This is a genomic window from Streptomyces sp. NPDC090119, from assembly GCF_044747085.1.
GTDB lineage: Bacteria > Actinomycetota > Actinomycetes > Streptomycetales > Streptomycetaceae > Streptomyces.
This window is the reverse complement of sequence record NZ_JBIVDK010000004.1, coordinates 776,895-802,823: the sequence shown is the minus strand read 5'-3', so window position 1 is coordinate 802,823 and position 25,929 is coordinate 776,895. Positions and strand designations below refer to the sequence as shown.

The 25,929-nt window shown below is 71.9% G+C and carries 19 protein-coding genes and 1 pseudogene; 3 read left to right on the top strand and 17 right to left on the bottom strand.

Annotated elements, in window-relative coordinates; translation table 11 throughout:
• The first annotated feature begins 59 nt into the window (after nucleotides 1-59).
• Nucleotides 60-1,463 (top strand): M1 family metallopeptidase, encoded by a 1,404-nt coding sequence (locus tag ACIPPM_RS21340; RefSeq protein WP_401450041.1) that lies wholly within the window; start codon nucleotides 60-62, stop codon nucleotides 1,461-1,463.
• A 316-nt stretch (nucleotides 1,464-1,779) separates the two neighbouring features.
• Entirely contained in the window at nucleotides 1,780-2,229 is a 450-nt protein-coding gene (locus ACIPPM_RS21335) for a spore-associated protein (RefSeq protein WP_388997622.1), read from the top strand.
• Between the two features lie 79 nt (nucleotides 2,230-2,308).
• Here the strand turns inward: ACIPPM_RS21335 and ACIPPM_RS21330 are convergent, their stop codons facing one another.
• The 17 genes and pseudogenes from ACIPPM_RS21330 to ACIPPM_RS21250 form a co-directional block, all read right to left on the bottom strand.
• Nucleotides 2,309-3,346, bottom strand: a complete 1,038-nt coding sequence (locus ACIPPM_RS21330; RefSeq protein WP_401450038.1) for a sugar phosphate isomerase/epimerase family protein — start codon at nucleotides 3,344-3,346, stop codon at nucleotides 2,309-2,311.
• Nucleotides 3,347-3,434: 88 nt separating this feature from the next.
• On the bottom strand, nucleotides 3,435-4,748 hold the full coding sequence (locus ACIPPM_RS21325; RefSeq protein ID WP_401450162.1) for a nucleotide pyrophosphatase/phosphodiesterase family protein: 1,314 nt from the start codon (nucleotides 4,746-4,748) through the stop codon (nucleotides 3,435-3,437).
• A gap of 98 nt (nucleotides 4,749-4,846) precedes the next feature.
• Nucleotides 4,847-6,016, bottom strand: coding sequence for a metabolite traffic protein EboE (gene eboE / locus ACIPPM_RS21320; RefSeq protein ID WP_401450035.1), 1,170 nt, complete (start codon nucleotides 6,014-6,016; stop codon nucleotides 4,847-4,849).
• 3 nt (nucleotides 6,017-6,019) lie between these two features.
• Nucleotides 6,020-6,919 (bottom strand): TatD family hydrolase, encoded by a 900-nt coding sequence (locus tag ACIPPM_RS21315; RefSeq protein ID WP_401450033.1) that lies wholly within the window; start codon nucleotides 6,917-6,919, stop codon nucleotides 6,020-6,022.
• Entirely contained in the window at nucleotides 6,919-7,590 is a 672-nt protein-coding gene (locus tag ACIPPM_RS21310) for an EboA domain-containing protein (RefSeq protein ID WP_401450031.1), read from the bottom strand. Before ACIPPM_RS21310 ends, ACIPPM_RS21315 begins: the two co-directional genes overlap by 1 nt.
• A gap of 284 nt (nucleotides 7,591-7,874) precedes the next feature.
• Nucleotides 7,875-8,786: pseudogene (locus ACIPPM_RS21305) on the bottom strand (sugar phosphate isomerase/epimerase family protein); the annotation flags it as partial.
• Complete coding sequence (locus tag ACIPPM_RS21300; RefSeq protein ID WP_401450029.1) at nucleotides 8,783-9,772, bottom strand: SCO3242 family prenyltransferase; 990 nt, start codon at nucleotides 9,770-9,772, stop codon at nucleotides 8,783-8,785. The pseudogene ACIPPM_RS21305 and the gene ACIPPM_RS21300, both read right to left, overlap by 4 nt.
• The gene (locus tag ACIPPM_RS21295) at nucleotides 9,769-10,887 is read right to left on the bottom strand and encodes an inositol-3-phosphate synthase (RefSeq protein WP_401450026.1); all 1,119 of its coding nucleotides are present in this window, start codon (nucleotides 10,885-10,887) and stop codon (nucleotides 9,769-9,771) included. Before ACIPPM_RS21295 ends, ACIPPM_RS21300 begins: the two co-directional genes overlap by 4 nt.
• A gap of 93 nt (nucleotides 10,888-10,980) precedes the next feature.
• Nucleotides 10,981-12,315 carry a ThuA domain-containing protein gene (locus ACIPPM_RS21290; protein ID WP_401450023.1) on the bottom strand — a complete coding sequence of 445 codons (1,335 nt, stop codon included), beginning with the start codon at nucleotides 12,313-12,315 and terminating at the stop codon, nucleotides 10,981-10,983.
• 15 nt (nucleotides 12,316-12,330) lie between these two features.
• Entirely contained in the window at nucleotides 12,331-14,808 is a 2,478-nt protein-coding gene (locus ACIPPM_RS21285; protein ID WP_401450020.1) for a PQQ-dependent sugar dehydrogenase, read from the bottom strand.
• A gap of 95 nt (nucleotides 14,809-14,903) precedes the next feature.
• Nucleotides 14,904-15,902 carry a sugar phosphate isomerase/epimerase family protein gene (locus ACIPPM_RS21280; RefSeq protein ID WP_401450018.1) on the bottom strand — a complete coding sequence of 333 codons (999 nt, stop codon included), beginning with the start codon at nucleotides 15,900-15,902 and terminating at the stop codon, nucleotides 14,904-14,906.
• 13 nt (nucleotides 15,903-15,915) lie between these two features.
• Nucleotides 15,916-17,106: a Gfo/Idh/MocA family protein gene (locus tag ACIPPM_RS21275; protein WP_401450016.1), complete on the bottom strand. Its 1,191-nt coding sequence runs from the start codon at nucleotides 17,104-17,106 to the stop codon at nucleotides 15,916-15,918.
• A gap of 62 nt (nucleotides 17,107-17,168) precedes the next feature.
• Nucleotides 17,169-18,221 carry a substrate-binding domain-containing protein gene (locus tag ACIPPM_RS21270; RefSeq protein ID WP_393592724.1) on the bottom strand — a complete coding sequence of 351 codons (1,053 nt, stop codon included), beginning with the start codon at nucleotides 18,219-18,221 and terminating at the stop codon, nucleotides 17,169-17,171.
• 17 nt (nucleotides 18,222-18,238) lie between these two features.
• Complete coding sequence (locus ACIPPM_RS21265) at nucleotides 18,239-19,258, bottom strand: ABC transporter permease (protein ID WP_401450013.1); 1,020 nt, start codon at nucleotides 19,256-19,258, stop codon at nucleotides 18,239-18,241.
• Entirely contained in the window at nucleotides 19,255-20,772 is a 1,518-nt protein-coding gene (locus tag ACIPPM_RS21260) for a sugar ABC transporter ATP-binding protein (protein WP_401450011.1), read from the bottom strand. The genes ACIPPM_RS21265 and ACIPPM_RS21260 overlap by 4 nt, the downstream gene beginning before the upstream one ends.
• A gap of 150 nt (nucleotides 20,773-20,922) precedes the next feature.
• A complete protein-coding gene (locus tag ACIPPM_RS21255; protein ID WP_401450008.1) occupies nucleotides 20,923-22,104 on the bottom strand; it encodes an ROK family transcriptional regulator in 1,182 nt (393 codons plus the stop codon).
• A 145-nt stretch (nucleotides 22,105-22,249) separates the two neighbouring features.
• On the bottom strand, nucleotides 22,250-23,221 hold the full coding sequence (locus tag ACIPPM_RS21250) for a multicopper oxidase domain-containing protein (RefSeq protein ID WP_401450160.1): 972 nt from the start codon (nucleotides 23,219-23,221) through the stop codon (nucleotides 22,250-22,252).
• 213 nt (nucleotides 23,222-23,434) lie between these two features.
• Between ACIPPM_RS21250 and ACIPPM_RS21245 the strand changes: the two genes are divergently transcribed.
• Nucleotides 23,435-25,912 (top strand): ThuA domain-containing protein, encoded by a 2,478-nt coding sequence (locus tag ACIPPM_RS21245; protein ID WP_401450006.1) that lies wholly within the window; start codon nucleotides 23,435-23,437, stop codon nucleotides 25,910-25,912.
• Nucleotides 25,913-25,929 lie beyond the last annotated feature (17 nt).

Below are 25,929 nucleotides of genomic sequence, written 5' to 3'. Positions count from 1 at the left end.
GGCTCATCAGCCGTCCGAGCGGGGTCGAGACGCAGTTCGGCATGGCAGTATGCGCTGGCATGTCACCGTCAGCCGTATCGTCCGTGTCGTTGTCATGCTCCGGCCGTCGTCTGCTGGTCGTTCTAATGGTGCTGCTCGGGGCGGTCGGCGCCGGGGAGCGGCGTGCCGACGCGTCGGCCGGGCCGAGGATGTCCCGTGCTGCCGCGACACCCGATCGCGCTCGCTACGACGTGAGTCTGCGCTCCGACGCCGACGGCAGCCACTGGACCGGACGGCAGCGGGTGTCGTTCCGGAACGCGTCCGGTCAGCCGTTGCGCGAGGTGTACCTGCGTCTGTGGGGCAACGGCGAGGACAAGTGCGGCACGCCCGGTGCCCCCTCCCCCGTCGTCGTGTCGCACGTGCGTGGTGGCGCACCGGCCCGTCCGGCCGTCGACTGCACGGCCCTGCGCATCGCCCTGCCCAAGCCGCTCGCGCGGGGTGAGCGGACGTCCGTCTCCTTCGACGTCTCGCTCACCGTGCCCGGCCGCAACGCCCGCTTCGGCCGCGAGAACGCGTACCGCTTCCTGGGCAACGCGCTGCCGGTCCTGGCCGTGCACGACGCCAAGGGGTGGCACCTCGACCCGTACGTGGCGCTCGGCGAGAGCTTCTACTCACTGGCGAGCGACTTCCGCGTACGCCTCGACCACCCCTCCGCGCTGCGCGTCCCCGCCACAGGTCACACCCGGGCTCACCCCGGCGGCCCCCACCGGACGGTCACGATCAGCGTCGCGCAGCAGGTGCGGGACTTCGCCTGGGCGGCGGGCCCGTTCCGCACGGCCACGGACACCACCCCCGGAGGCGTACGGGTGAGGTCGTACTGGTCGCCGGACACCCCGGCCGCGGGCGTGCGCCTCAACCGCACGGACGCCGTCGCCGCGATCGAGCGGTTCGGCCGGGAGTTCGGGCGCTACCCGTACGGCGAGATCGACCTCGTGATGACCAGCGGGTTCGGCGGCGGCATGGAGTACCCCGGCCTCGTCCTCCTCGGCACCACGGAGGAGGGCGGTGCCGCCGTCCATGAGGTGGCGCACCAGTGGTGGTACGGCATCGTCGGCAACGACGAGTACGGCTCACCGTGGCTGGACGAGAGCTTCGCTCAGTACGCCAACGCCCGCTTCTACGGCTGGGACACCCGCGACTGCTGGTCCGACGTGTACTGGCCGGACGACGGCGCCGCGCTCACCAGCTTGATGGCCTACTGGTCGCGGCACCCCGGTCAGTACCACCTCGTCTACACGGCCGGACCCTGCGCCCTCGCCGACCTGCGGCGCGCCCTCGGGGACGACACCATGGCCCGCCTCCTCAAGCGCTACGCCCGCGACCACTGGTACGGCGTGTCCACCACCGCCGACTTCAAGAGACTCGCCCAGTCCATGACGGACGACGACCTGGGGCCTTTCTGGGAGACCCACCGCATCGGCTGACGGCCGTCCGGTGCCGCTCCGCCGGGTCTGAGCGCGACCCGGTGGCGGGCGAAGTCGTCACCGGAGTGCGAACGACGCCCGTTGCTGCCACCTGGTTCCGTCGTGGACCAGCAGATCGGCCGACGAGCACGGTGACATGGGCCGGGACACCCGCACGGGCAGCCGGCCGGTTGCGGTCGCGGGCCGCTGAACCAGTACTCGCCGGGGTGTGGATTACGCCGATCGGGCTTTCTTCGGAGACCGGTGCAACCATCCGGATGCGTCGCTAGTCACACCAGACAGGAGCAACGAGCTTCTACCGCCACAAGGGGGAAATATGCGATCAAACCGTACTGCCCTCACCGTCGGTGCGCTGGCCGCGCTCGCGCTCGGGGCCACCACCGCGATGGCCGCGCCCGCGTCCGCCGCGCCCAACACCACCCCGCAGAAGGTCTGCGGGAGCAGCTACCGCACCGTCAACTCCGCGGCCGTCGGCTCCCTCGGGACCGTCTACCTGACCTACAACGCGTCCAACGGCAAGAACTGTGTGACCACCATCCGCAACAGCCCCGGCACCGCGGTCGCCATGTCGGCGTGGCTCTACGTCGCCGACACCGACCAGGGCGACGACGACTACGGCAACTTCACCTCGTACGCCGGTCCGACCTACGTCTACGGCAAGGGGCACTGCGTCGACTGGGGTGGCCAGATCAAGAACGTATACGTGCAGATCTCCGGCTCCAACTGCGCGTCCCTGAAGGAGAAGCGGGTCACGTACACCCGCTGATCCGCGGCAACGCTCACTGACGACTCGCTCTGGCGGCGGCTCCACGCTCCCGCCAGAGCGAGTCTTCGTGTGGTCGTCGTCAGCACTTCTCGCGCAGGGAGTGCAGGTACGCGCTGGAGCGGCGGGCGAAGCTCAGGGAGTCCGGCGGACTGTCGTGCTCGGTCTGCCAGTGGTGGGCCAGGCGTTGGCCGCGCAGGTGGGTGACGGTGGAGATGAAGCGCTGGTAGTCGATGTCGCCGTCGCCGACGTCCGTCATGCGGTACCCGAACTCGTTCGTGGGGTCGCTCACCCCGTCCTTGACGTGGAAGAGGGGGTAGCGGTGGGGGTGGGCGAGGACGTAGTCGAGGGGGTCGAAGGGGGCCGGGGTGCCGTCGGGGCGCTTGGAGAAGCGGAACTGGCCCGCGTAGGCCCAGTAGATGTCCATCTCGAGGTGGACGAGGTCGGGGTCGGTCTCCGCCAGGAGGACGTCGTAGAGGCGGATCTTGGGGTCGTCGGCGGCGAAGGCGAACTCGTCGGAGTGGTTGTGCTGGTAGAACTTCATGCCGCGCGCCCTGGCCGCCGCGCCGTAGGTGTTGAACTCCTGCGCGGCACGCTTCCAGGCATCGACGGTCGAGCCGTAGCGGAACGGGCCGGACGCGGTGCCGATGTGTTTGAGGCCGAGGGCCTGGGCGTCGTCCAGGACCTTCTCGAGGTTCTGGGCGAAGGTGTAGGCGTTCGGGTCGTCGGAGTAGTAGCCGACGTGGCTGCCGATCGGGGTCAGGCCATGGTCCCTGGCGAGGCGCCGGAGGGCGGCGAGGGTGATGGGGCCCGCGGAGCCCTGGGTGTAGCCGGCGAACTCGATCTCGTCGTAGCCGTACTTCTCCAGTTCGGCGAAGACGGGGGCGAAGCCGAGGGTGCTGACCTTGTCGCGCAGGCTGTAGAGCTGGATGCCCAGGCGGCCGGGAGGCAGGACGGGTCGGCCCCTGCCGACAGCGGAGCCTGCCGGTGCGGGGGTGGCGGAGGCGGGGGCGGCGGCACCCAGTAGGGCGGCGGCCGTGGCGCCCGCAGCGACGCCCAGCATGCCCCTTCTGGTCAGACGATGGGTCAGTTCGGGGTCATTGCGCGAAATGCGGCTCATGCGGGAACTCCGGGGTGTGGGAGGGCGTTGTCAGTGGTGAGTGCTTCACTGGGGACCAGGCACACGAGACGGGTGTCATGAGGGCTCGTCAGGTGAGTCCGGCGAGTCGGAGCAGGAGTGATTTCACATCGGTGGCCTGGACACGGTCGCCGACGGCACAGGGGGTGGAGCAGATGAGGAGCGGACCTTCGTCGTCGCTCGCGGGAAGGCGGCCGTGGCTGCCCCGAATGGGTGACGGGTCCAGGGGTACGACCGCCATGCGGTAGCGCAGGCCGAGCTTCTTGCGGGCCAGCGCGGCCGCCGCCTTGACCTTGATGTAGGGGTCGAGGGGGTCCATGAAGAGTTCGACCGGGTCGTAGCCGGGTTTGCGGTGGATCTCCACGAGCCGGGCGAAGTCCGGCGCGCGGGCGTCGTCGAGCCAGTAGTAGTACGTGAACCAGGCGTCCGGCTCGGCCACGGCGACCAGTTCGCCCGAGCGCGGGTGGTCGAGGTGGTGGTCCTTCTTACCCTCGTCGTCCAGGAGTTGGGCGATGCCGGGCAGGCCGGTGAGGGCGGCGCGGGTGGCGTCGAGGTCTTCGGGTCGGCGTACGTAGACGTGCGCGATCTGGTGGTCGGCGACCGCGAAGGCCCGTGAGGCCATCGGGTCGAGGTACTCCATGCCGTCCTGCTCGTGCACCTCCAGCAGTCCGGCTCGGCGCAGGGGGCGGTTGATGTCGACGGGACGGTCCGCGCGAGTGATGCCGTACTCGGACAGGGCGACGACGGTGCGGCCTTCGGCGTGGGCGTCGTCCAGGAGTGGTGCGACCGCCGCGTCCAGGTCGGCGGCCGCGGTGAGGGAGCGCGGGTCGTCGGGTCCGTAGCGCTGGAGGTCGTAGTCGAGGTGCGGGAGGTAGCAGAGGGTCAGGTCGGGACGGCGGGTGCGCTGGATGTGGCGGGTCGCGTCGATGATCCAGCGGCTGGAGGCGAGGCCGGCGCCCGGTCCCCAGAACTGGAAGAGGGGGAACGTGCCGAATTCGGCGGTGAGTTCGTCGTGCAGGTCGGGAGGGCGGGTGTAGCAGTCGGGTTCCTTGCGGCCGTCGGCGTAGTAGACGGGACGGGGGGTGACGGTGAAGTCGGTGTCGGCGCCCATCGCGTACCACCAGCAGATGTTGGCCACGGTGTAGCCGGGGTGGGCGCGGCGGGCCGCGTCCCAGAGCTTGTCTCCGGCGACGAGGCCGTTGTGCTGGCGCCACAGCAGGACGTCGCCCAGTTCGCGGAAGTACCAGCCGTTGCCGACGATGCCGTGTTCGGCGGGCGTGGTGCCGGTCAGGAAGGTGGACTGGGCGGCGCAGGTGACGGCGGGCAGGACGGTGCCGAGGTGGGCGCGGGAACCCTGGTCGGCGAGGGCGCGCAGGTGGGGCATGTGAGCGAGGAGGCGGGGGGTGAGGCCGACGACGTCCAGGACGAGCAGCGGGGTGGGGCGGCCAGGTGTCGGCTGGGCCGGGGGCGCCGGGTGGTCGGTCACGGCAGCTCCTTCAGACCGAGGTCGGTGAGGAGGTCGCGGGCGAGGGAGAGTTCGGCGGCGATGCCGTCGGTGAGCTGGGCGCGGGTGCGGGGCCGTAGTTCGGCGGGGAGGGCGTGCCAGGTGTAGGTCTCGACCTCCAGGTGGCGGGTGAGGGGGTGCGGTCCGCCGACGAGGCGGGTCAGGGCGGTGGCGAGGACGGGGAGGGTGGAGGTGAGGGGTGCGGCGGGGGCCGCGTGCAGGGGGACGTGGACGTGGGTGCGCCACGGGGTGGAGTCGGGCAGGGCGCCGTTCTGGAGAGCCTCGCCCAGGTCGTCGGTGCCCTGTCGGCCCGTGGCGGTGAGGGCGCGGGTCTGGTGCAGGAAGCGGGGCTCGTCGAAGGCGGTGAGGGCCTCGCGGACTTCCGGGCGGTGCGGTTCCTCGGCGTGCAGTGCGGCGGAGAGCTGGGACTTGACGATGGGGACGTCGGCCTGGACGAGGGCGTCCAGGGCGGTGTGCGGGTCTTCGAAGGAGGTGGCGAGGTGGCAGGTGTCGACGCAGACGCCGATGCGGGGGTGAGCGATGTCGGTGAGGGGGGTGAGGGCGTCGGCGGTGGTCTCGATGACGCAGCCGGGTTCGGGTTCCAGGCCGACGCGCAGGGAGCGGCCGGTGAGTTCCGCGAGGGCGTCGAGGCGTTCGCCGAGGGTGCGCAGGGCGGTGCGGGCCGTCTCCATGCGGGCCGGGGTGGCGATGGTGCGCCAGGCGAGCGGCAGGGTGGAGATGCTGCCCTCCACGATGTCGTCGGGGAGGAGACCGGCGAGGATACGGGCGAGGGCCGTGGTGTGGCGCAGGCGTTCGGGATCGGCCCAGTCCGGCTTGTAGACGCGGTACTTGACCTGCTGGGAGCCGAAGCCTTCGTACGGGAAGCCGTTGAGGGTGACGACCTCCAGGCCGCGCCGGTCGAGTTCGGCGCGGAGGGCGGCCAGCGCGCACGGGTCGTTCTCCAAGGCGCGGGCGGCGTCCTTGGCGAGCCAGAGTCCGATGCCGAGGCGGTCGCGGCCCAGGCGGCGCCGGACGGGCTCACAGTGGTCGCGCAGCTGGGCGACGACGGCGTCGAGGGTTTCGGCGGGGTGGACGTTGGTGCAGTAGGCGAGGTGGACGAGGGAGCCGTCGGGGTGGCGGAAGCGCACGGGTCACTCCTGTCCGGCGGGCACGGCGGCGGGGGTGTCGTCGGGCGCCGTGTCCTTGGGTGCGCCGCGGAGGATGCTGTTGCCCTCGTGGGTGGCGTCGGTCGCGGCGACGTCCAGGTCGAGCCGTCCGCTGAGCCCGTAGAAGGCGATCGGGTTGCGCCACAGGACACGGTCGACGTCGTCCTCGGTGAAGCCTTCCGCCAGCATCAGGTCGGCCACCTTGCGGGTCTTGAGCGGGTCGCTTCTCCCCCAGTCGGCGGCGGAGTTGACCAGGACCTGTTCGGGGCCGTAGGAGCGCAGGACGGCGACCATGCGCGCTTCGTCCATCTTGGTGTCGGGATAGACGGAGAAGCCGAGCCAGCAGCCGCTGTCCTTCGCCTCCTTCACGGTGGTCTCGTTGAGGTGGTCGAGCAGGACGCGTTCCGGGGCAAGCGCGGATGCTCGGACAGCGTCCAGGGTGCGGCGCAGGCCGGTGGCCTTGTCCCGGTGGGGGGTGTGGACGAGGGCGGGCAGGCCGTGGTCGGCGGCGAGCTGGAGCTGGGCGGCGAGCGCGGCGTCCTCGGCCGGAGTCATCGAGTCGTAGCCGATCTCGCCGACGGCGACGACGCGGTCCTTGACGAGATAGCGGGGCAGTTCGTCGAGGACGGGTGCGCAGCGGGGGTCGTTGGCCTCCTTGGGGTTGAGGGCGATCGTGCAGTGGTGGGCGATGCCGTACTGGGCGGCGCGGAAGGGCTCCCAGCCCAGGAGGGAGTCGAAGTAGTCGAGGAAGGAGGCGGTGGAGGTGCGTGGCTGGCCGAGCCAGAAGGCGGGTTCCACCACGGCGCGGACACCCGCGTCCCGCATGGCCTCGTAGTCGTCGGTGGTGCGCGAGGTCATGTGGATGTGGGGGTCGAAGAGGCGCATCAGGACTCCTTGCCGTGGGGGGTGCCACCGTGGGTGGCGTGCGGCGGGGCGGTGGGGTCGGTCAGGGCCAGGACGTGCCGCAGGTCCTCGGGGACGGGGCGGCCCGCGGCGGTGCGTTCGGCGGCGAAGTCGGCCAGCATGCGGGCGAGTTCGGCGTCGCCGTGGGCTCGGGCGGCGAGCTGGGCGACCCGGGTGATGGGCACGCCGGTGAAAAGGCACTTCAGGACCGCGTGGCGCCACAGGTGCGGCGTCAGATGGCGGGCGGCGTAGGGGCCGACGGCGGCCTCGAGGAGCCGGGTGTCGTTGGTGCGCAGGGCGTCCTCGACGAGAGGGAGGGATTCGGGCCCCGGTACGAGGTGGGGCAGGGCGTGCAGCACAGCGCGGCGTTCGTCGGCGGTGCCCTGCTGGTAGACGCGGGCGAGGTCAGCCGGGGCTGGACGGGCCGCGCGCAGGATGAGGACGCGGGCGGCGTCGGCGTGCGCGGGGCCGCAGCGGCGGCGGGCCTCGGCCAGACGCAGCTCCCAGGCGGGGGCGGGGAGGGCGGCTTCGGCGAGGGCGGCTTCCAGCCAGTGTCGGGCGGGAGGTGTGAGGTGGGTGCGTAGGTCGTCCGGGAGGGATAGGGGGCTTGCCTCGGCGGGGGTGCGGTCGGGGGTGGGGTGGGGGTGCGTCATGCGGTGGTCCCTTCCGTGGGGGCGGAGGGCGCGGTGGGGGTGCTCTCGGGGGTTGCCGCCAGTAGGCGCGGGGATGAGGTGGTCCGGCTGGTCATGGGGGCGGCGGGCTCGGTGCGCGGGAGGGGGCGCGGGGCGCCTGCCGGGCGGGGCGGAGTCGGGGCGGCGGGGCTGGTGGCCGTGGGGGAGGTCCCGGTGCGGGGAGCGGAGGTCGCCGTGCTGCTCGTGCGTGGGGCAGCCCGGTTGGTGACGGGCGACCAGTCGGTGCGGGAAGCGTCGGCCGACGGGCTGGCGGGGCTCATCGCCGAGGTGAGCGGGGGTCGGGTGGCGGGGGCGGCGGCCTTGAGGAAGGGCAGGGAGGTTTCGGCGAAGTGGGGGCCCGCGTGAGAGTGGCGGGGCAGTTCGACGACGGTGAGGCCCTGGTAGCCGGTGGCGGCCAGGGCCGCGAGGACGGCGGGGAAATCGATCTCGCCGTCTCCGAGCGGCAGGTGCTCGTGTCGGCCGCGGCGCATGTCCTCGATCTGGACGTGCCGCAGCCAGGGTGCGGCGGCGCTGACGCAGTCGGCGGGAGGGAGGGGCTCGAGGCACTGACAGTGGCCGATGTCGAGGGTGAGCCCGAGGTGGGCCGGGTCGCCGAGGGCGTGGCGGAGGTGGTGGAAGTCCGCGAGGGTGGCGAGGAGGTGGCCCGGCTCGGGTTCGACGGCGAGGGGGATGTCGGCGGCGATGGCGGCCTCCACCACCGGGGTGAGGGTCCCGGCCAGCCGGTCCCACGCCGTCCTCTCGTCCGTGCCGGGCGGGAGGGTGCCGCTGAAGCAGTGCACGGCGTGGGCGCCCAGTTCGGCCGCGATCCGCACGGCCCGGATCAGCAGATCGGCGCGGCGGGCCCGGTCGGCGGGGTCAGGGTCGAGGAGGGAGGGTCCGTGTTTGCGGCGCGGGTCGAGGACATAGCGGGCGCCGGTCTCCACGGTGACCTCCAGGCCGAGCGCGGCCAGACGGCGCGCCACCTGCCGGGTGCGGGCGGCGAGGTCGGGGGCCAGCGGGTCGAGGTGCATGTGGTCGAGGGTGAGGCCCACGCCGTCGTAGCCGAGGTCGGCGAGCAGGGCGAGGGCGTCGTCGAGGCGGAGGTCGGCCAGGCCGTTGGTGCCGTAGCCGAAGCGGAGGGCGTCAGGCGCGTCGGTGATGGCGGGCTCGGGCGTCATGTCACGCTCACCTTCCTGGCGAACCGAGCGGCCAATGGGGCCAGCACCGCGGTGGTCAGCGCGCTGACCGGGGCGGCGGATCGGGCCGAGAGCGCGGCCTGGAGCGGGATGGTGGCGCGGATGCCGCCGCCGACGGCCTTCTGGGTGAGTGGGGGCGATGGGTTGAGGGCGGCGTGGAAGTAGGGGCGGGCGGCGGTGGCGGCGTAGGCGAGGGCGCAGGCCACACGCAGGGCGTGCCCGCCGGGGGCCACTGAAGGGGTGCCGGATCGGGCGGGGTTCGTCCGATCCGTGTGCGGCGGGGTTCGGCTCGCGGTGGGTGGTGGGCGTCGGGTCAGGAGGTGCGTCAGGGCGCCGGTGGTGGCGAGCGCGGTCAGAGGGGTGAGAGGGGAGCCGCCCCGGGTCTCGTTGCGGGAGACCGTGGTGACGGCGAAGGTGTGGGTGCCGAGCAGGGCGGCGGAGGAGAGCGCGGGCCCGACGCGTCCCGAGGTGGCGGCGGCGCCGAGCAGGAGGTCCAGCGCCCGGGCCGCCGCCATCGCGACGGGGCCCGCCGGGGTCCGTTTGAGGCCCAGGTCGTACGCCCACACGGTCGCGGCCAGGGGCGCGGCGACGGCGAGCGCGGGTCGGCCCGCGCGTGCGGCGAGCGCCAGGCCGGTGGCGGTCAGGGCGCAGGCCGCGGTGAGCGCGGCGGCGGGGCGGACGCGGCCCGAGGGCAGCGGGCGGTGGGGGCGTTCGGCGGCGTCCTCGGCGCGGTCGGCCCAGTCGTTGAGCGCCATTCCCGCCTCGTACAGGCAGAGGGAGGAGCCGATGGCCCACGCGGTACGAGGTCCGGGGCGGCCGGAGACCGTGGCCGCCCCGGCCAGGACGTCACCGGGGACGGTGAACAGGGCGGGTAGTCGCAGGAGTTCGGCCCACGCGGTGGACCGGCTGCTCCTGACCCGGTCAGGAAGCGGGGTCTCGGAGGCACCCGGACGCCCCTCCCCCGTCACCGTGCCTCCCCCGCACGGAGCCGGGTCGCGAGGCGACCGAGGGCCGTGTGCTGGTCGCCGAGGGCCGACGGGCCGTCGCCCACCGGGTCCTTGAAGTAGAAGCCGAGGTCGGTCAGCGGTCCGGACAGGCCCGCCTCGCGGGCGCGGAGGGTGAGGCGGGCCAGGTCGAGGACCAGCGGGGCGGCCAGGGAGGAGTCGCAGCCCTGCCAGATGGTCTGCAGGATCATGCGGGTGCCGAGGAAGCCGTCGAACGCGATGTGGTCCCAGGCGGTCTTCCAGTCGCCGAGGGCGGGCACGTCGTCGATGTGCACCTCGCCCTGGACCGTGGTGCCGAGCGTGTCGGCCAGGACGCGTTTCTTGCCCGCGTTCTTCGCGGCGGCCGCAGCGGGGTCGGCCAGTGCGGCGCCGTCGCCGCCGCCGAGCAGGTTGGTGCCGGACCAGGCCCGTACGGCGAGGGCGCGTTGGGCGAACATGGGGCCCAGTACGGAGCGCAGGAGGGTCTGGCCGGTCTTGCCGTCCCGGCCCGCGTACGGCAGGCCGCTGTCGGCCGAGGCGGCGGCCAGGGACGGGTGGTGGAGGCCGGTGGACGGGGTGAAGTTGACGTAGGGGCAGCCCGCCCGCAGGGCAGCCGCCGCGTAGAGCGAGCTGGGTGGGAGGGCGGCGCCGTCGGGGGCGGGCTCGGTGGAGGCCACGTTGACGACCACCGTCCCGGCCGGGGCGCGGCGGGTGGTGAAGTCGCGGATGTCGGCGGCGAACGCCTCGATCAGCGTCTGCTCGTCACGGTCGTCGTCGGGGAGCGGGCCACCGGGGGCGATCTCGTCGTCGGCGGCGGTGAGTTCGGCCGCGACGGCCGCGGGCAGGCCGGGGGGCAGGACGCCTCCGGCGACGAGTTCCTCGGCACGTTTTGGCAGGGGGCAGTCCAGCGTGTCGTGGCCGCCGAAGACCAGGGAGGACAGTCCGGGCAGGCCGCAGTCGGCGAACAGGGCGGTCTCCGTGAGCATGCCGGTGGGCGGGTGCAGACCGGCGGACATCGCGGCGCAGCCCGCGACGACGGTGGTGGCCACCGAGCCTCTGGCGCCGATGAGCCACACGCCGGTGGGACGGGACGTAGACATGATCGGCCTCCTGGTGGACGGGCTCGGCACGGATGGGAGACGGGGGGCGGGAGACGGCGGGCGGGAGTACGGCGTCTCCCGCCCGCCGCCGTTTCAGCGGCCCCCTGCGGGCAGTTCCTTGATCCGGATGTCGCGGAACGACACCTGGTCGCCGGCACCGTGGTTCTGGATGCCCAGGTGGCCGTCGCGCAGGCTGCGGGCCGGGTCGGTGTTGGTGAAGTCGTTGATCCGGGTGCCGTTGAGCCAGATGCGGAGGCGTTCGCCCTCCACCCGGATCTCGTAGGTGTTCCACTCCCCCGGCGGGTTCAGCGCGCGGTCCCGCGCGGCGAGGTCGGCGGACTGGAAGCCGTACACGGAGCCGGTGGTCTTCTCCGGTACGTCGGTGGCGTCGATCTGGACCTCGTAGCCGTTGTCCACGGCGGACCAGGGGTCGTCCGAGGGCGGGAAGCCCACGAACACGCCCGAGTTGCCGTCCCCGGTGATCTTCCAGTCGAGCTTCAGGGAGTACGAGGAGAGGCCCGAGGCGGCGTACCAGAGCAGGCCCATGCCGCCGGACGAGGTGAGCGTGCCGTCGTCGGCCAGGGTGAAGGAGCCCGGCCCCGCCTGTCGCCAGTCCTCCAGCGAGGCGGCGGTGCCGTCGAAGAGGGGGTGGTAGCCGTTCTCCGGGCGGCAGTCGGCCTGGGCGGCGCCGGTCGCCCAGCGGAGGCCGCCGAGCAGGTGGGCGCGGAAGGCGGGGTCGGCGTAGGACTCGCGGGTGTGACCGCCGCCGGTGTAGAAGGCGCGGCCGCCCTGGTAGGTCTGGCACCAGGCGATCGGGTGGTCGCCGTTCATGGTGCCGCCGCTGTAGGAGGACTCGTCCAGGGAGGCGAGGACGTGGGCGCGTTCGCGGGGGTTGGAGCGGTAGTTGTACCACTCGTCGGTGCGTTCCCAGCGGCCGGGCAGCTGGGCGGTGGCGGGGTGGGCGTGGTCCTCGACCACGACGGTGGCGGGCTGGATCGCCGGGTGCGAGTCGAACCAGGCCCCGGCGAGGCCGCCGTAGAAGGGCCAGTCGTACTCGGTGTCGGCGGCCGCGTGGACGCCGACGTAGCCGCCGCCCTGGCGAATGTAGCCCTCGAAGGCCCGCTGCTGGGCGGCGTCGAGGACGTCGCCGGTGGTGGAGAGGAAGACGACGGCGTCGTAGCGGCGCAGGTTGCGGGTGGTGAAGGCGGTGGCGTCCTCGGTGGCGTCGACCGTGAGGCCGTCCGTGGCGCCGAGCTGCTGTACGGCCGCCACGCCGTCCGGGATGGAGTCGTGGCGGAAGCCGGCGGTCTTGGAGAAGACCAGGACCCGGCCGGTAGCGGTGGGCTGCGCGGCGGCCGGGCCGGTGACGCAGCCGAGCAGCAGTGCGGCTCCGAGGGCGGTGGTGGTGAGCAGGCGTGTGGTGCGCATGGGGGTGACCTCCGTTCAGCCGGTGGTGAAGGTGAAGTCGTCCACGTCGAAGAGGGCGCCGGTGCCGCCCTTGAAGACCAGGAAGAGCGTGGTCGTGCCCCGCGGGGCGCGGGTCAGGTCGGCGCTCACGTCCTGGAAGGTCTCCCAGCCGCCGGTCACCGGGACGGTGGCGTTGCCCAGCAGGGTGCCCGTGGCCGATCCGGCGCGGATCTCCAGGGTGCCGCCGACGCCCCCGGAGGAGATCCGGGCGGTGATCTTCTTGGCGTTGCCGAGCGCGTAGGGGCTGAAGGAGATCCAGTCGCCGTCGTGGATGTCGCCGACGGTCTTGCCGCCGTGGGCGGTGTCCTTGGACTGGAGGGTGACGCCCGAGGAGTCGGTGTAGTGCTCGGCCTGGCGGTGGCGGGGCTGGGTGACGTTCTGGTCGTGGGAGGTGAGCGGGGCCTGGCCGCCGCCTCCGGTGTCGGTGTACTCGGCGTCGAACACGCCGAAGATGTCCTCGTTCTCGTCGTGTCCGCCGTCCGCGCTGGTCCGGATGGTGCCGGAGCAGCCCTTGGCGGAGGTCAGCGGGTGGCCGTGGGTGTCGTGGCCGAGGATGAAGTTGACGGTGACCTTGGAGCAGTCGACGCCCGTGCCGTCCTCGGGGTCGGTGACCTTCACCGTGAAGGGGACGGCGTCACCGAAGCTGAACAGCTGTCCGTCCTGCGGGAGTCGCAGGGTCACCGTGGGTGCGGTGTTGCCGACGACGATCCTGACGGCGGCGCTGCCGGTGCGGCCGGAGGGGTCCTTGGCGGTCAGGGTGGCGGTGTAGGTGCCGTTCTGCCGGTAGGTGTGGGTGGGGTTGGCGGCGGTGGAGCTGGTGCCGTCGCCGAAGTCCCAGTGCCGGGTGAGGGTGTCGCCGTCCTGGTCGGTGGTGCCCGCGGAGGAGAAGCGGACCTTCAGCGCGGCCTGTCCGGAGGTCTTGTCGGCGGCGGCCCGGGCGACCGGCGAGTGGCCGTCGGTGGCGTTCTCGATGCGGTACAGGGCGGAGTTCTCGTCGCCGCCGAACCAGGCGGTGCCGTAGTCCAGGACGTACAGGGCGCCGTCGGGGCCGAAGGCCATGTCCATCACCTGGGTGCCGGTCCAGGGGAAGGCGTTGATCGACTGCACGGCGCCGTCCGCGCCGGTCTCGATGCGCTTGATCCAGCGGCGGCCGAACTCACCGGCGAAGAAGTCGCCGTCGTACGCCTCGGGGAACTTGACCGGGGAGTCCAGGGCGGGGTCGTAGTGGTAGACGGGGCCGCCCATCGGGGACTCGGAGCCGTCGCCGAACTCCGGTACGGACGCGCCGTCGTAGGGCAGCCAGGCAGTCTGGGCCGGGGGCAGGTCGGTCAGGCCCGTGTTGTGGGGGGAGGTGTTCTTCGGGGCGGCGCAGTCGAAGGCCGCGCCGGAGGTCTTGGTGGCGAAGTCGTAGTCGACGTAGGCGTCGTTCTTGCCGGTGCAGTAGGGCCAGCCGAAGTTGCCGGGGCCGGTGAGGCGGGCGAACTCGACCTGGCCGCCAGGGCCTCGGGCCGGGTCGGCGGTACCGGCGTCGGGGCCGTAGTCGCCGACGTAGAGGACGCCGGTCTCCTTGTCCACGCTGAAGCGGAACGGGTTGCGGAAGCCCATGGCGTAGATCTCGGGGCGGGTCTTCGCGGTGCCGGGGGCGAACAGGTTGCCGTCGGGGACGGTGTAGGTGCCGTCGGCGCCGACCTTGATGCGCAGGATCTTGCCGCGCAGGTCGTTGGTGTTGCCCGCGCTGCGCTGGGCGTCGAAGGCCGGGTTACGGTCGGCGCGTTCGTCGATCGGGGTGAAGCCGTCGGACTGGAAGGGGTTGGAGTCGTCGCCGGTCGACAAGTAGAGGTTGCCGTCCTGGTCGAAGTCGATGTCCCCGCCGACGTGGCAGCAGATGCCGCGCGAGGTCGGCACCTCCAGGACCTTCTTCTCGCTGGCGGTGTCCAGGGTGCCGTCGGTCTTCAGGACGAATCGGGAGAGCCGGTTCACGCCGTCGAAGGGGGCGAAGTCGGCGGCGGTGCCGGTCTCGGGGGCGTCGCCGGGCGGCGTGTCCATCGGGGGCGCGTAGTAGAGGTAGACGAACCGGTTGTCGGTGAAGTGCGGGTCGACGCCGACGCCCTGAAGGCCCTCCTCGTCGTGGGAGTAGACGGCGAGCTTGCCCGCGGTGCGGGTGGTGCCCGCGGCGTCGGTGAGGCGGAGTTCGCCGCTGCGGGAGGTGTGCAGGACGGAGCGGTCGGGCAGAACGGCGAGGCTCATGGGCTCGCCGACCTCCGCCTCGCCGCGGGCGAGGGTGACCTGCTGGAAGTCCTCGGCGGCGGCGCCACTCCGGTCGGCGGCGGCCGCGCCGGGCGCGGTGAGGGCGGGGGTGGCGCCGATGAGGAGCGCACCGCAGGCGAGGGCGAGGGCGGTGCGCAGACGTGGGCGGCGGGTCGGGGTGCCGGTGGGGCGGTCGTTCCCGTGCACGGATGCCTCCAGAAGAAGCGGATGGTACGGGTGGGTGGGGGTGCGCCGGGATGCGCCGTCATCCCGGTGGGGAGAGTCGGAGCCGATGGAGAGTGTCAGTGGCCGAACGCCGCGTCGAACGAGGCCGACGGCGGGTCGAAGTCGTACGCCTTGAGGCGGGCCAGGGCCTCGGGGGCGCCCTGGAGCCGGTCCATGCCCGCGTCCTCCCACTCGACGGAGACGGGGCCCTGGTAGCCGATGGAGGCCAGCATCCGGAACACGTCCTCCCAGGGGACGTCACCGTGCCCGGCCGAGACGAAGTCCCAGCCCCGGCGCGGGTCGCCCCAGGGCAGGTGGGAGCCGAGCCTGCCGTTGCGGCCGTCCAGGCGCTTGCGGGCCTCCTTGCAGTCCACGTGGTAGATCCGGTCCCGGAAGTCCCACAGGAAGCCCACCGGGTCCAGGTCCTGCCACACGAAGTGGGAGGGGTCGAAGTTCAGGCCGAAGGCGGGCCGGTGTCCGACGGCCTCCAGGGCACGCCGGGTCGTCCAGTAGTCGTAGGCGATCTCGCTGGGGTGGACCTCGTGCGCGAACCGCACGCCCTCGGCGTCGAAGACGTCCAGGATCGGGTTCCAGCGCTCGGCGAAGTCCTGGTAGCCCCGCTCGATCATCGTCTCGGGGGCGGGCGGGAACATGGCGACGAGGTGCCAGATGGCGGAGCCGGTGAAGCCGACGACCGTGTCCACGCCGAAGGCCGCCGCGGCCCGCGCGGTGTCCGCGATCTCGGCCGCCGCCCGCTGCCGTACGCCCTCCCCGTCGCCGTCGCCCCAGATCCGGGCGGGCAGGATCGCCTGGTGGCGTTCGTCGATGATGGCGTCGCAGACGGCCTGTCCGACCAGGTGGTTGGAGATGGCCCAGCACTTCAGGCCGTACTTGTCGAGGAGGGCGTGCCGGGAGGCGAGGTAGCCGGGGTCGGCGAGGGCCTTGTCCACCTCGAAGTGGTCGCCCCAGCAAGCGAGTTCGAGGCCGTTGTAGCCGAAGTCGCGGGCCAGTCGGCAGACTTCTTCCAGCGGGAGGTCCGCCCACTGGCCGGTGAACAGGGTGAACGTGCGCGGCATGGCCGGGCCCTCCTCAGAACACGATCGGGGTGTAGACGGAGTTCTTCGCCGCGCTCTCCTCCACCGCGGCCAGCACCCGCTGGACTTCGAGTCCGTCGGCGAACGACGGGACGGGCCCCCGGCCCTCCGCGATGGCGTGCACGAGGTCGCGGGCCTGGTGGACGAAGGTGTGTTCGTAGCCGAGGCCGTGTCCCGGCGGCCACCAGGCGTCCAGGTAGGGGTGATCGGGCTCGGTCACCAGGATGCGACGGAATCCCGCGTGTGCGCCCGGCTCGGTCCCGTCGTGGAAGGACAGCTCGTTGAGCCGTTCCAAGTCGAAGGCGAGGGAGCCCCGTTCACCGTTCAGCTCGATCCGCAGCGCGTTCTTGCGTCCGGTGGCGTAACGCGTCGCCTCGAAGGAGCCCAGGGCTCCGGAGGCGAACCGGCCCGTGAACACGGCGGCGTCGTCCACCGTGACGGGCCCCGACCCGCCCTCCGGCACCGGCCGTTGGCGTACGAAGGTCTCGGTGAGCGCGGACACCCCGGCGAGCTTCTCCCCCGCGAGGTACTGGGCGACGTCGATGACATGCGCGCCCAGGTCCCCGAGCGCCCCCGAACCGGCCGTCTCCTTGCGCAGCCGCCAGGTCAGCGGGAACTCCGGGTCGACCAGCCAGTCCTGGAGATAGCTCACCCGGACGTGCCGGACGGCCCCGAGGCGCCCCTCGGTGATCATCCGTCGGGCGAGGGCGACGGCGGGCACCCGGCGGTAGTTGAAGCCGACCATCGCCAACTGGCCTCGCTCGAACGCCTCTTTCGCCGCTGCCGCCATCGCCTCCGCCTCCTCGACGGTGTTGGCGAGCGGCTTCTCGCACAGCACGTGCTTGCCCGCGGCGAGCGCGGCGAGGGCGATCTCGGCGTGGCTGTCGCCGGGGGTGCAGATGTCGACCAGGTCGACGTCGTCGCGGGCGATCAGTGCACGCCAGTCGGTCTCGGTGGCGGCCCAGCCGTGCTGCTCAGCGGCGGCCCGCACGGCCGCGTCGTCCCGGCCGCACAGCACGGACAGGACCGGTTCGCGGGGCAGGTCGAAGACGCGGCCCGCCGTGCGCCAGCCCTGGGAGTGGGCGGCGCCCATGAAGGCGTACCCGACCATGCCGACGCGCAGCGGCGGCTTGCCCCGGGGACCGGGCCGGGTCCCCTGTCCTGCTGAACTCTGCGGCTGTGCCATGCGGTGGGTCCTCTCCTCGTCCTCGTACGGGGTGGCGCCGTGCGGGTGGGGCGGAGGTCCGGTCACCGGAAGCCGGTGGGCATGTACCGGTCGACGTTGTCCTTGTCGACGACGGCGGAGTAGAGCGTGACGGACGCCGGGATCTCGTACTCGGCCATGCCGCCGACGCCCTTGCCCTGGCCGAGGGCGCGGGCGAGGTCGATGGCGGAGGCGGACATGGTCGGCGGGTAGAGGACGGTCGCCTTCAGCACGCCGTCGTCCCGCTTGATGGCCTGGAACGCGGAGAGCGCACCGGCGCCGCCGACCATGAGGAAGCCGTCCCGGCCCGCCTGCTCCACGGCGCGCAGCGCGCCCACGCCCTGGTCGTCGTCGTGGTTCCACAGGGCGTCGAACTTGCGCTGCGCCTGCAGGAGTTGGGCCATCTTGGCCTGGCCGGACTCGACGGTGAAGTCGGCCGCCTGGCGGGCCACCTTGCGGATGTTGGGGTAGTTCTTCAGGGCGTCGTCGAAGCCCTTGGTGCGCTGCTTGGTCAGCTCCAGGTTGTCCAGCCCGGCCAGTTCCACGACGCGGGCGTCCGGGGTGTCCTTGAGCTTCTCGCCGATGTAGTGCCCGGCGTTGAGGCCCATGCCGTAGTTGTCGCCGCCGATCCAGCAGCGGTACGCCTGGGGGGTGTTGAAGACCCGGTCGAGGTTGACGACCGGGATGCCGGCGCGCATCGCCTTCAGGCCGACCTGGGTGAGGGCCTTGCCGTCGGCGGGCAGCACGACCAGGACGTCGACCTTCTTGTTGATGAGGGTCTCGATCTGGCCGATCTGGGCGGCGGTGTCGTTGGAGCCCTCGGTGATCTCCAGGGTGACGTCGGAGTAGGTGCGGGCGCGCCGCTCGGCGTTGTCGTTGATGGCGTTGAGCCAGCCGTGGTCGGCCTGCGGGCCCGCGAAGCCGATGGTGACGTGCTTGCCGGGCTTGTCGTCGGCGGGCTTGTCCTCGGCTGCGGTCTTCTCGTCCTTGGGCTCGTTGCTGGTGCATCCGGCGAGGAAGGCCCCGGCGCCGACGGCGGCGGTGCCGAAGAGAAGCCCTCTGCGGCTGGTCAGGGGTGTCGGTGCGGTCGGTCGCATGGCGGTGAACCCTTTCCTCAGGTGGTGCTCGCGGTGCGGCGCTGGACCAGTACGGCGGCGACGATGATCGCGCCCTTGGCGATCTGCTGGACGTCGCTCTGCAGGTTGTTCAGGGCGAAGATGTCGGTGATCGTGGTGAAGATCAGCACGCCCAGCACGGAGCCGGTGATGGTGCCCCGGCCGCCGCTGAGCAGGGTGCCGCCGATGATGGCGGCGGCGATGGCGTCGAGTTCGTAGAGGTTGCCGTTGGTGTTCTGGCCCGATCCGGCCAGGATGATCAGCAGGAACGCCGCGATGCCGCAGCACAGTCCGGACAGCAGGTAGAGGTAGAGGCGCTGGCGGCGTACGTCGATCCCGGCGAGGCGGGCCGCCTCCGCGTTGCCGCCGACGGCGACGGTGCGGCGGCCGAAGGTGGTGCGGTTCAGGACGAGCCAGCCGATGACGGTGACCAGGCCGAAGACCAGGACCAGCGGCGGGACGCCGAGCACGTAGGCGTCGCGTTCGCCGAGGCTCAGCACCGAGTCGATGGTGACGATCTGGGTGCGTCCGTCGGTGATCTGGAGGGCGAGCCCGCGCGCCGAGGCGAGCATGGCGAGCGTGGCGATGAACGGGACCATGCCGCCGTAGGCGACGAGCAGGCCGTTGACGAGGCCGCAGCCCACGCCGACGGCGACCGCCGCGAAGAGGATGCCCGCGAACCCGTACTCCTGGGTCGCCACCGTGGTGGCCCAGACCGAGGCGAGGGCTACGATCGCGCCGACGGAGAGGTCGATGCCGCCGGAGGTGATGACGAAGGTCATGCCGACGGTGACGACACCGATCACGGACGCCTGGGTGAGGACGAGTTGGAGGTTGCGGGTGTCGAGGAACTCGTCCGGCTTGGTGATCCCGCCGATCAGGATCAGGACGGCGAGGACGCCGAGCAGGGAGAGGGTGCGAAGGTCGGCGCGGCCCGCGAGCGTGCGCCAGGCGTGGGGCGGGTCGGCCGCGGGTGCCTTGCCGCTGTCGTACCGGGGCGGGGAGACGGGCTGCGTCATGACGCCGGGCTTCCTTCCATGACGAGGTCGAGTACGCGGTGCTCGTCGAGTTCGCGGGCGGGTGCCTCGTGCACGACGTGGCCCTCCCGCAGCACCAGGACACGGTCGGCGAGGCCGAGGACCTCGGGCACCTCGCTGGAGACCAGCAGCACGGCGAGGCCCTCGTCGGCGAGGCGGCGGACCACGGCGTACAGCTCGGCGCGGGCGCCGACGTCGACGCCCCGGGTGGGTTCGTCGAGCAGCAGCACCCGGCAGCCGCGCAGCAGCCAGCGGGCCAGGACGGCCTTCTGCTGGTTGCCGCCGGAGAGGGTGCGGACGGGGACGGCGGGGTTGTCGGGGCGCAGCGACAGCTCGCGGGTCGCGGCGCGGGCGGCGCCCAGCTCGGCGCGCCGGTCGATCCAGCCGCCGCGTGAGAAGCGGGAGAGGGTGGACACCGAGACGTTGCGGGTGACGGACTCCAGCAGGAGCAGGGCCTGCGCCTTGCGTTCCTCGGGTGCCAGCCCGATCCCGGCGCGCACGGCGGCCCGTACGCTGCCGGTCCGGATCGGCCGACCGCCGACGAGCACGTGCCCGGCGTCGGGTTTACGGGCGCCGTAGACCGTCTCCAGGATCTCGGAGCGGCCGGAGCCCACGAGTCCTGCGATGCCGACGATCTCGCCCGGCCGCACCACGAGGTCGAGTGGGTCGAACTCACCGCTCCGGGCGAGGCCCCTGACCTCCAACACCGTTTCCTGGGGCGGGGGTTCGGCCGGGCGCGGCGGGAAGACGTACTCGACGTCGCGGCCTGTCATCAGGGTGACGACCTCGCGGGTCGGGGTGGTCTTCGCGGGCAGTCCGCGGGCCACCGCCCGGCCGTCCTTCAGTACGGTCACGCGGTCGCCGATGCGGCGGATCTCGTCCAGCCGGTGCGAGATGTAGACGACGGCGACGCCCTCGGCGGTGAGTGAGGTGACCACGCGGAAGAGGTTGTCGACCTCGTCGGGGTCGAGCGCGGCGGACGGCTCGTCCATCACGATGAGCCGTACGTCGTGCGACAACGCCCGTGCCATGGAGACGATCTGCTGCTGTGCGGCGGACAACTCCCCTACCAGGCGTCCTGGTTCGATCTCGGAGTGCCCGAGTCGGCGCAGCAGGGCGGCCGTCGTGGTGCGTGCCGTACGCCGCCGTACGACGAATCCGGCCCTGGTGGGCTCATGGCCCAGGTGGATGTTCTCGGCGACCGACAGGTGCTCCACCAGGTCGAGTTCCTGGTAGATGGTGGCGATGCCGAGGCGCATCGCGGCCATCGGTGAGCGGAGGGTGACGGGTTCGCCGCGCCAGTGGATGGTCCCGGTGTCGGGCTGGTGGGCACCGGCCAGGACCTTGATGAGGGTGGACTTGCCCGCGCCGTTCTGGCCGAGCAGGCAGTGGACCTCGCCCTGCTGGACGTCGAGGTCGACACCGTCGAGGGCCCGGACGCCGGGGAACGCCTTGGTGATGCCGGTCATGCTGAGCAGTGGTGGTTCTGGTGCCATGTGTTCCCCCTCGGCGGGCGTGCGGGCCTGTTTCAGGGCGGTTCGCCTGTGGGACGGGCGGACCGGGGCAGAGCAGAGTGGTGCGGGCGGTGCTGTTTCCGTCGCGCTGTTCCTACGGGCCGTCCGGCGGGATGCTGCCGGGCGGCGCGGTCAGGCCGGGGAGAACAGGTGGTCGCTGATGAGGCGGGCGCCGCCGATGACTCCGGCCGTCTGGCCCAGCTCGCCGAGCACGATGGGCAGGTTGCCGGTCGCGAGCGGCAGCGACTGGCGGTAGACCTGGGTGCGGATCGCGGCGAGCAGGGTGTGGCCGAGGCCGGTCACCCCGCCGCCGATCACCACGAGTCCGGGGTTGAAGAAGCTGACCAGGCCCGCGATGACCTGGCCGGTGCGGGTGCCGCCCTCCCGGATGAGGTCGAGCGCGACGGTGTCGCCCGCGGCGGCCGCGGCGGCGATGTCGACGGCGCTCAGGGTGCCGTGCGTCTCCAGTCGGGAGGCGAGTTCGGCGGAGAGTCCCTGGGTGGCCGCCTCCAAGGCGTCGCGGGCGAGCGCGGCGCCGCTGAAGTGGGCCTCCAGGCAGCCGCGGTTGCCGCAGGCGCAGGCACGGCCGTCGGGTACGGCCTGAATATGCCCGATGTCGCCCGCGCTGCCCGTGGCCCCCCGGTACACCTCGCCGCCCACGACGATGCCGCAGCCGATGCCGGTGCCGATCTTGACGCAGAGGAAGTCGCCGACGGAGCGGGCGACCCCGGCGTGCTGCTCCCCCATCGCCATCAGGTTGACGTCGTTGTCGGCCATGACGGGGCAGCCGAGTTCCTGGCTGAGCGCCTCCCGCACGGGGAAGCCGTCCCAGCCCGGCATGATCGGCGGCGCGACCGGCACCCCCTCCGGGAAGCGGACGGGGCCCGGTACGCCGATCCCGGCGCCGTCGAACCCCTCCGCGAGCCCGGAGGAGCGGAGCTTGGCCGCCATGGCCAGGACGTGCTCGAAGACCGCGACCGGTCCCTCGCGGACGTCCAGGGGTTGGTTGAGGTGGCCCAGCACTTCCAGTTCGGCGTTGGTGACGGCGACGTCGACCGAGGTCGCGCCGATGTCGATGCCGAGAAAGCGCAGGTTGGGGGCGAGCCGGAGGTTGTGGGAGCGGCGCCCGCCGCGCGAGGCGGCGAGTCCGTCGGCCACGATCAGCCCGGTCTGCAGGAGCCGGTCCACCTCCACGGCCAGCTTGGACCGGGACAGTTCGACCTGGTCGCCCAGCTGAGCTCGGGAGTTGGGGCCCTCGTCGCGCAACAGGCGGAGCAGCCGGGCCTGGTGGGCGTTGGCGGGTCGTGCCGTCATGCGTCTCACGCATCCCTCCTCGCCTCGGTACCGGACGTCCGTCGCGCTCTTTCGGGGGGAACGTAGCAGCGGCTGCCGGGAGTGGGAAGAAGTAGCGCGGGAATTCGTACCCACTTTCTCCACTCACAGGACAAAGACCCGGGCCTCAGTGGGCGTGGTGCGCGGCGGTGTGGTGGCCCGTGTGGCCGGGAACGGTGCCGTCGGGCTTGGCCACCAGGAACAGACCGGCCATGCCCATGTCGGAGTGGCTCTGGACATGACAGTGGTACATCCAGGCGCCCGCGCCGACGTGCTCGCCCGCGATGACCTGGAAACCGAAGGAGTCGGCCGGGCCGGTGATCTTGTTGTCGACGACACGGCTGGGGTCGTCGGGGCCGGTCAGCAGCCCGGTGCGGTTGTCGGCCCAGCGATGACCGTGCATATGGAAGGTGTGGTAGTACTCGCCGTGCGTGATCATGATGATCTCGACGCGGTCGCCCACCGTGGCCTCGAAGTCGGGAGTCTCCCCCGCTGTCCTGTTGTTGATCGTCATGTCGTTGAAGACGATCGTGAACTGCTTGTCCGGCAGGATGTCGCCCTTGCGGCGCACGACGACCGGCCCGTACAGGCCCTTGCGGATGCCGCCGGTTCCGTGGTCGGTGCCCACGACGTGGTCGTGGTAGTGCCAATAACCGGCGCTGCCCGCCTGCCAGGTGCCGTCCTTGCGGCGGCCCGGTGCGTGGGTGCGCCAGGTGTAGGTGCGGGTGCCGCCCGGCTCCACGTGACTGTTCGTCATCCGGGTGCCGTCGTTGGCGATGTCGTAGTCGACGCCGTGGACGTGGAGGCTGGCGTCGGCGTCGGTGAGGTTCTCGAACTCGATGTGCAGGGTGTCGCCCTCGACCAGCTCGATGAGCGGTCCCGGCACGGTCGCCTTGCCCTTCTCCAGGCCGTAGCCGAGCTGGCCGCCCGGCAGTTTCTCGGCGTAGAGCTTGAGATGGCGCACCTGCCCGCCGGCCGGAGCCGTGGGCGGGGAGGGGTCCGCCGCGGAGGGGGCGGAGGCGACCGACAGCGTTGCCGTGCCGGTGGCGGCGACCACACCGCCGGCCAGCAGTCGTCGTCCGAAGGTCCTTCTGTCCAGAGCCATACCGGTCTCTCCAGTGCTGTGAGGAGTGCTGTGAGGAGACGGGCGGGGAGCGGGAGTCCCCGTGGGGACGGCCACGGTAGAGCCGCGATCCCCGTTTATCCACACCCAGGACAAAGTTGGTGAGATTCCGTCCGTTGCTATTGGCGGGTCATTGAAAGGCGTCTAGCTTCTGGCGCTGTTGCTGAGACCACGGAGGGTGGGTGACCCATGAAGAGCGCACCACATCACCGGTCGAGATCCCGGCGGGCAGCGGCGTCGGCCCTGGCGGCCGGAGCCCTGGCGGCATCCCTGCTGAGCGGCGGCACCGCCGCCACGGCCAGTCCGTACCCGGAGCCGAAGGCGTCGGCGCTGCCGTCACCGCCGGGTGGCAAGAACGTGAAAGTGCTCGTCTTCCACGCCTCGGCGACCGAGGAGTCACCGACCGTCGACGCGGGCATCGAGGCCGTCGAGTCCATCGGTCTGACCGGTCCCGCCGATCAGCGCTTCAAGACCGTGGCGACGGACGACGCCTCGGTCTTCACCGACGACAAGCGGCTGGGCACCTTCAACGCCGTGGTCTTCCTGACCGGCGGCGGGGACGTCCTCGATCCCGAGCAGGAGGCCGGTCTCGAGGCGTATCTGAAGGCCGGCGGCGGCTTCCTCGGCATCCATGACGCGGCCCGCACGGAGCCGTACTCCGACTGGTTCACCGGCCTGATCGGCGCCCGTCCGGCGAGCTCCAGCCCGGCCGCCGTGCAGCGGGCCACCGTCGAGATCCCCGACCGGAGTCATCCGGCCACGAAGGACCTGCCGCTGGAGTGGAAGCGGCCCGACCAGTGGTTCAACTGGGCGAGCAACCCGACCGGCAAGGTGCACACCGTCGCCAAGGTCCGCGAGAGCAGCTACCGGCCGGGGACCGGCGCCAACGGGGTGGACCACCCGGTGTCCTGGTGCCGGGACTACTCCGGCGGCCGGTCGTTCTACACCGGGATGGGCGGCACGGTCGAGTCGTTCGCGGAGACCGACTTCCGCGACCATCTGCGGGGCGCCCTGCTGTGGACCACCCGGCTGTCGCGCGCCGACTGCAAGGCGACCATCGACGCCAACTACTCGGCGGTGCGCGTCACCCAGCCGAACCAGCCCGGTCAGCAGGACCAGATCGGCGAGCCGCACGGCATGGTCGTGGCGCCCGACGGACGGGTGCTGTACATCGGCCGGGGCGGCGGGGTGAACGGCGCCCCGGTCGTCACCGACTGGAACAACCCCGACATCGGCAAGGGTGTCGGCCAGATCCACATCTACGACCCCGCGACGAAGAAGGTGACCCTCGCGGGCGCCCTGACCGTCTTCGGCAACAAGGGCGGCGGCGACGAACTCATCAAGGTCGAGGAAGGGTTGCTCGGCATCGAGCTGGACCCCGGCTTCGAGTCCAACGGCTGGGTGTACCTGCACTACACCCCGCACTCCGGCCTGGACCGCGACAAGCAGGTGGCCGAACGCCGCGTCTCCCGCTTCACGCTGGACCGCGCCACGAACAAGCTCGACCTGGCCTCGGAGAAGGTCCTGCTGAAGTGGCCGGTCCAGGTGCACAGTTGCTGCCACGCGGGCGGCGGGATGGCCTGGGACTCCAAGGGCAACCTGTACATCGCCACCGGTGACAACAACTCGTCCGGGTTCAGCGACGGTTACTCCGGCAACAACCCGCAGCCCAACTACGAGGGTTTGTCGTTCGCCGACGCGCGCCGCACCGCGGGCAACACCCACAACCTCAACGGCAAGATCCTGCGCGTCCACCCGGAGCCGGACGGCACGTACACCCTGCCCGAGGGCAACCTCTTCACCGGCAAGGAGCAGGACGAGGGCGGCGGCAAGACGCGTGGCGAGATCTATGTGATGGGCGTACGGAACCCGGCGCGGATCTCCGTCGACAAGCAGACCGACATCCTCTACGCGGGCTGGGTCGGCCCCGACGCGGGCGCGCCGAGCACCACCTGGGGACCGGCGAAGTACGACACGTTCGCCGCGATCACCAAGGCGGGCAACCACGGCTGGCCGTTCTGCATGGGCAACAAGCAGCCCTACCGCGACCGCAACCTGCCGGACCCGACGAAGCCGCTGGGCTGGTACGACTGCAACGCGCCGAAGAACGAGTCCCCCAACAACGACGGCCTGGTGAACCTGCCGCCCGTCACCGGCAACACCATCTGGTACTCCCCGCAAGGAGGCGCCCCCGACTTCCCGCGCGACGCGGCGGGCGTGCCCAGCTACAAGAACGAGGAGGCCACCTACCTGCTGCCGTGGCTCAAGGGCGGCGGCCAGGCCACCATGGACGGCCCGGTCTACCGCTACGACGCGGCGACGGCGGGCCCGAACGCCTGGCCGAGGTACTGGGACGGCAAGTGGTTCGTCGGTGACTTCTACGACGCGGACAACCCGCGCCACGCGGTGCTCACCGACCCGAAGACGGTCGGCAAGGGCGGCCTGCCGGTCACGGCGGAGTCGCTGAAGAAGATCATCCCGGTCGGGCAGGGCGGTATCCGCAACCTGATGGACTGGAAGTTCGCGCCGGACGGTTCGCTCTACGTCCTCGACTACGGCCGCGGCTTCTTCACCTCCGACTCCCAGTCCGCGCTGTGGCGCGTGACGTACACCGGCGGCGAGGCGACTCCCGCCGCGAAGGATCTGGCCAGGAAGGCGGCACAGTGAGACATCGACCTCTCCGC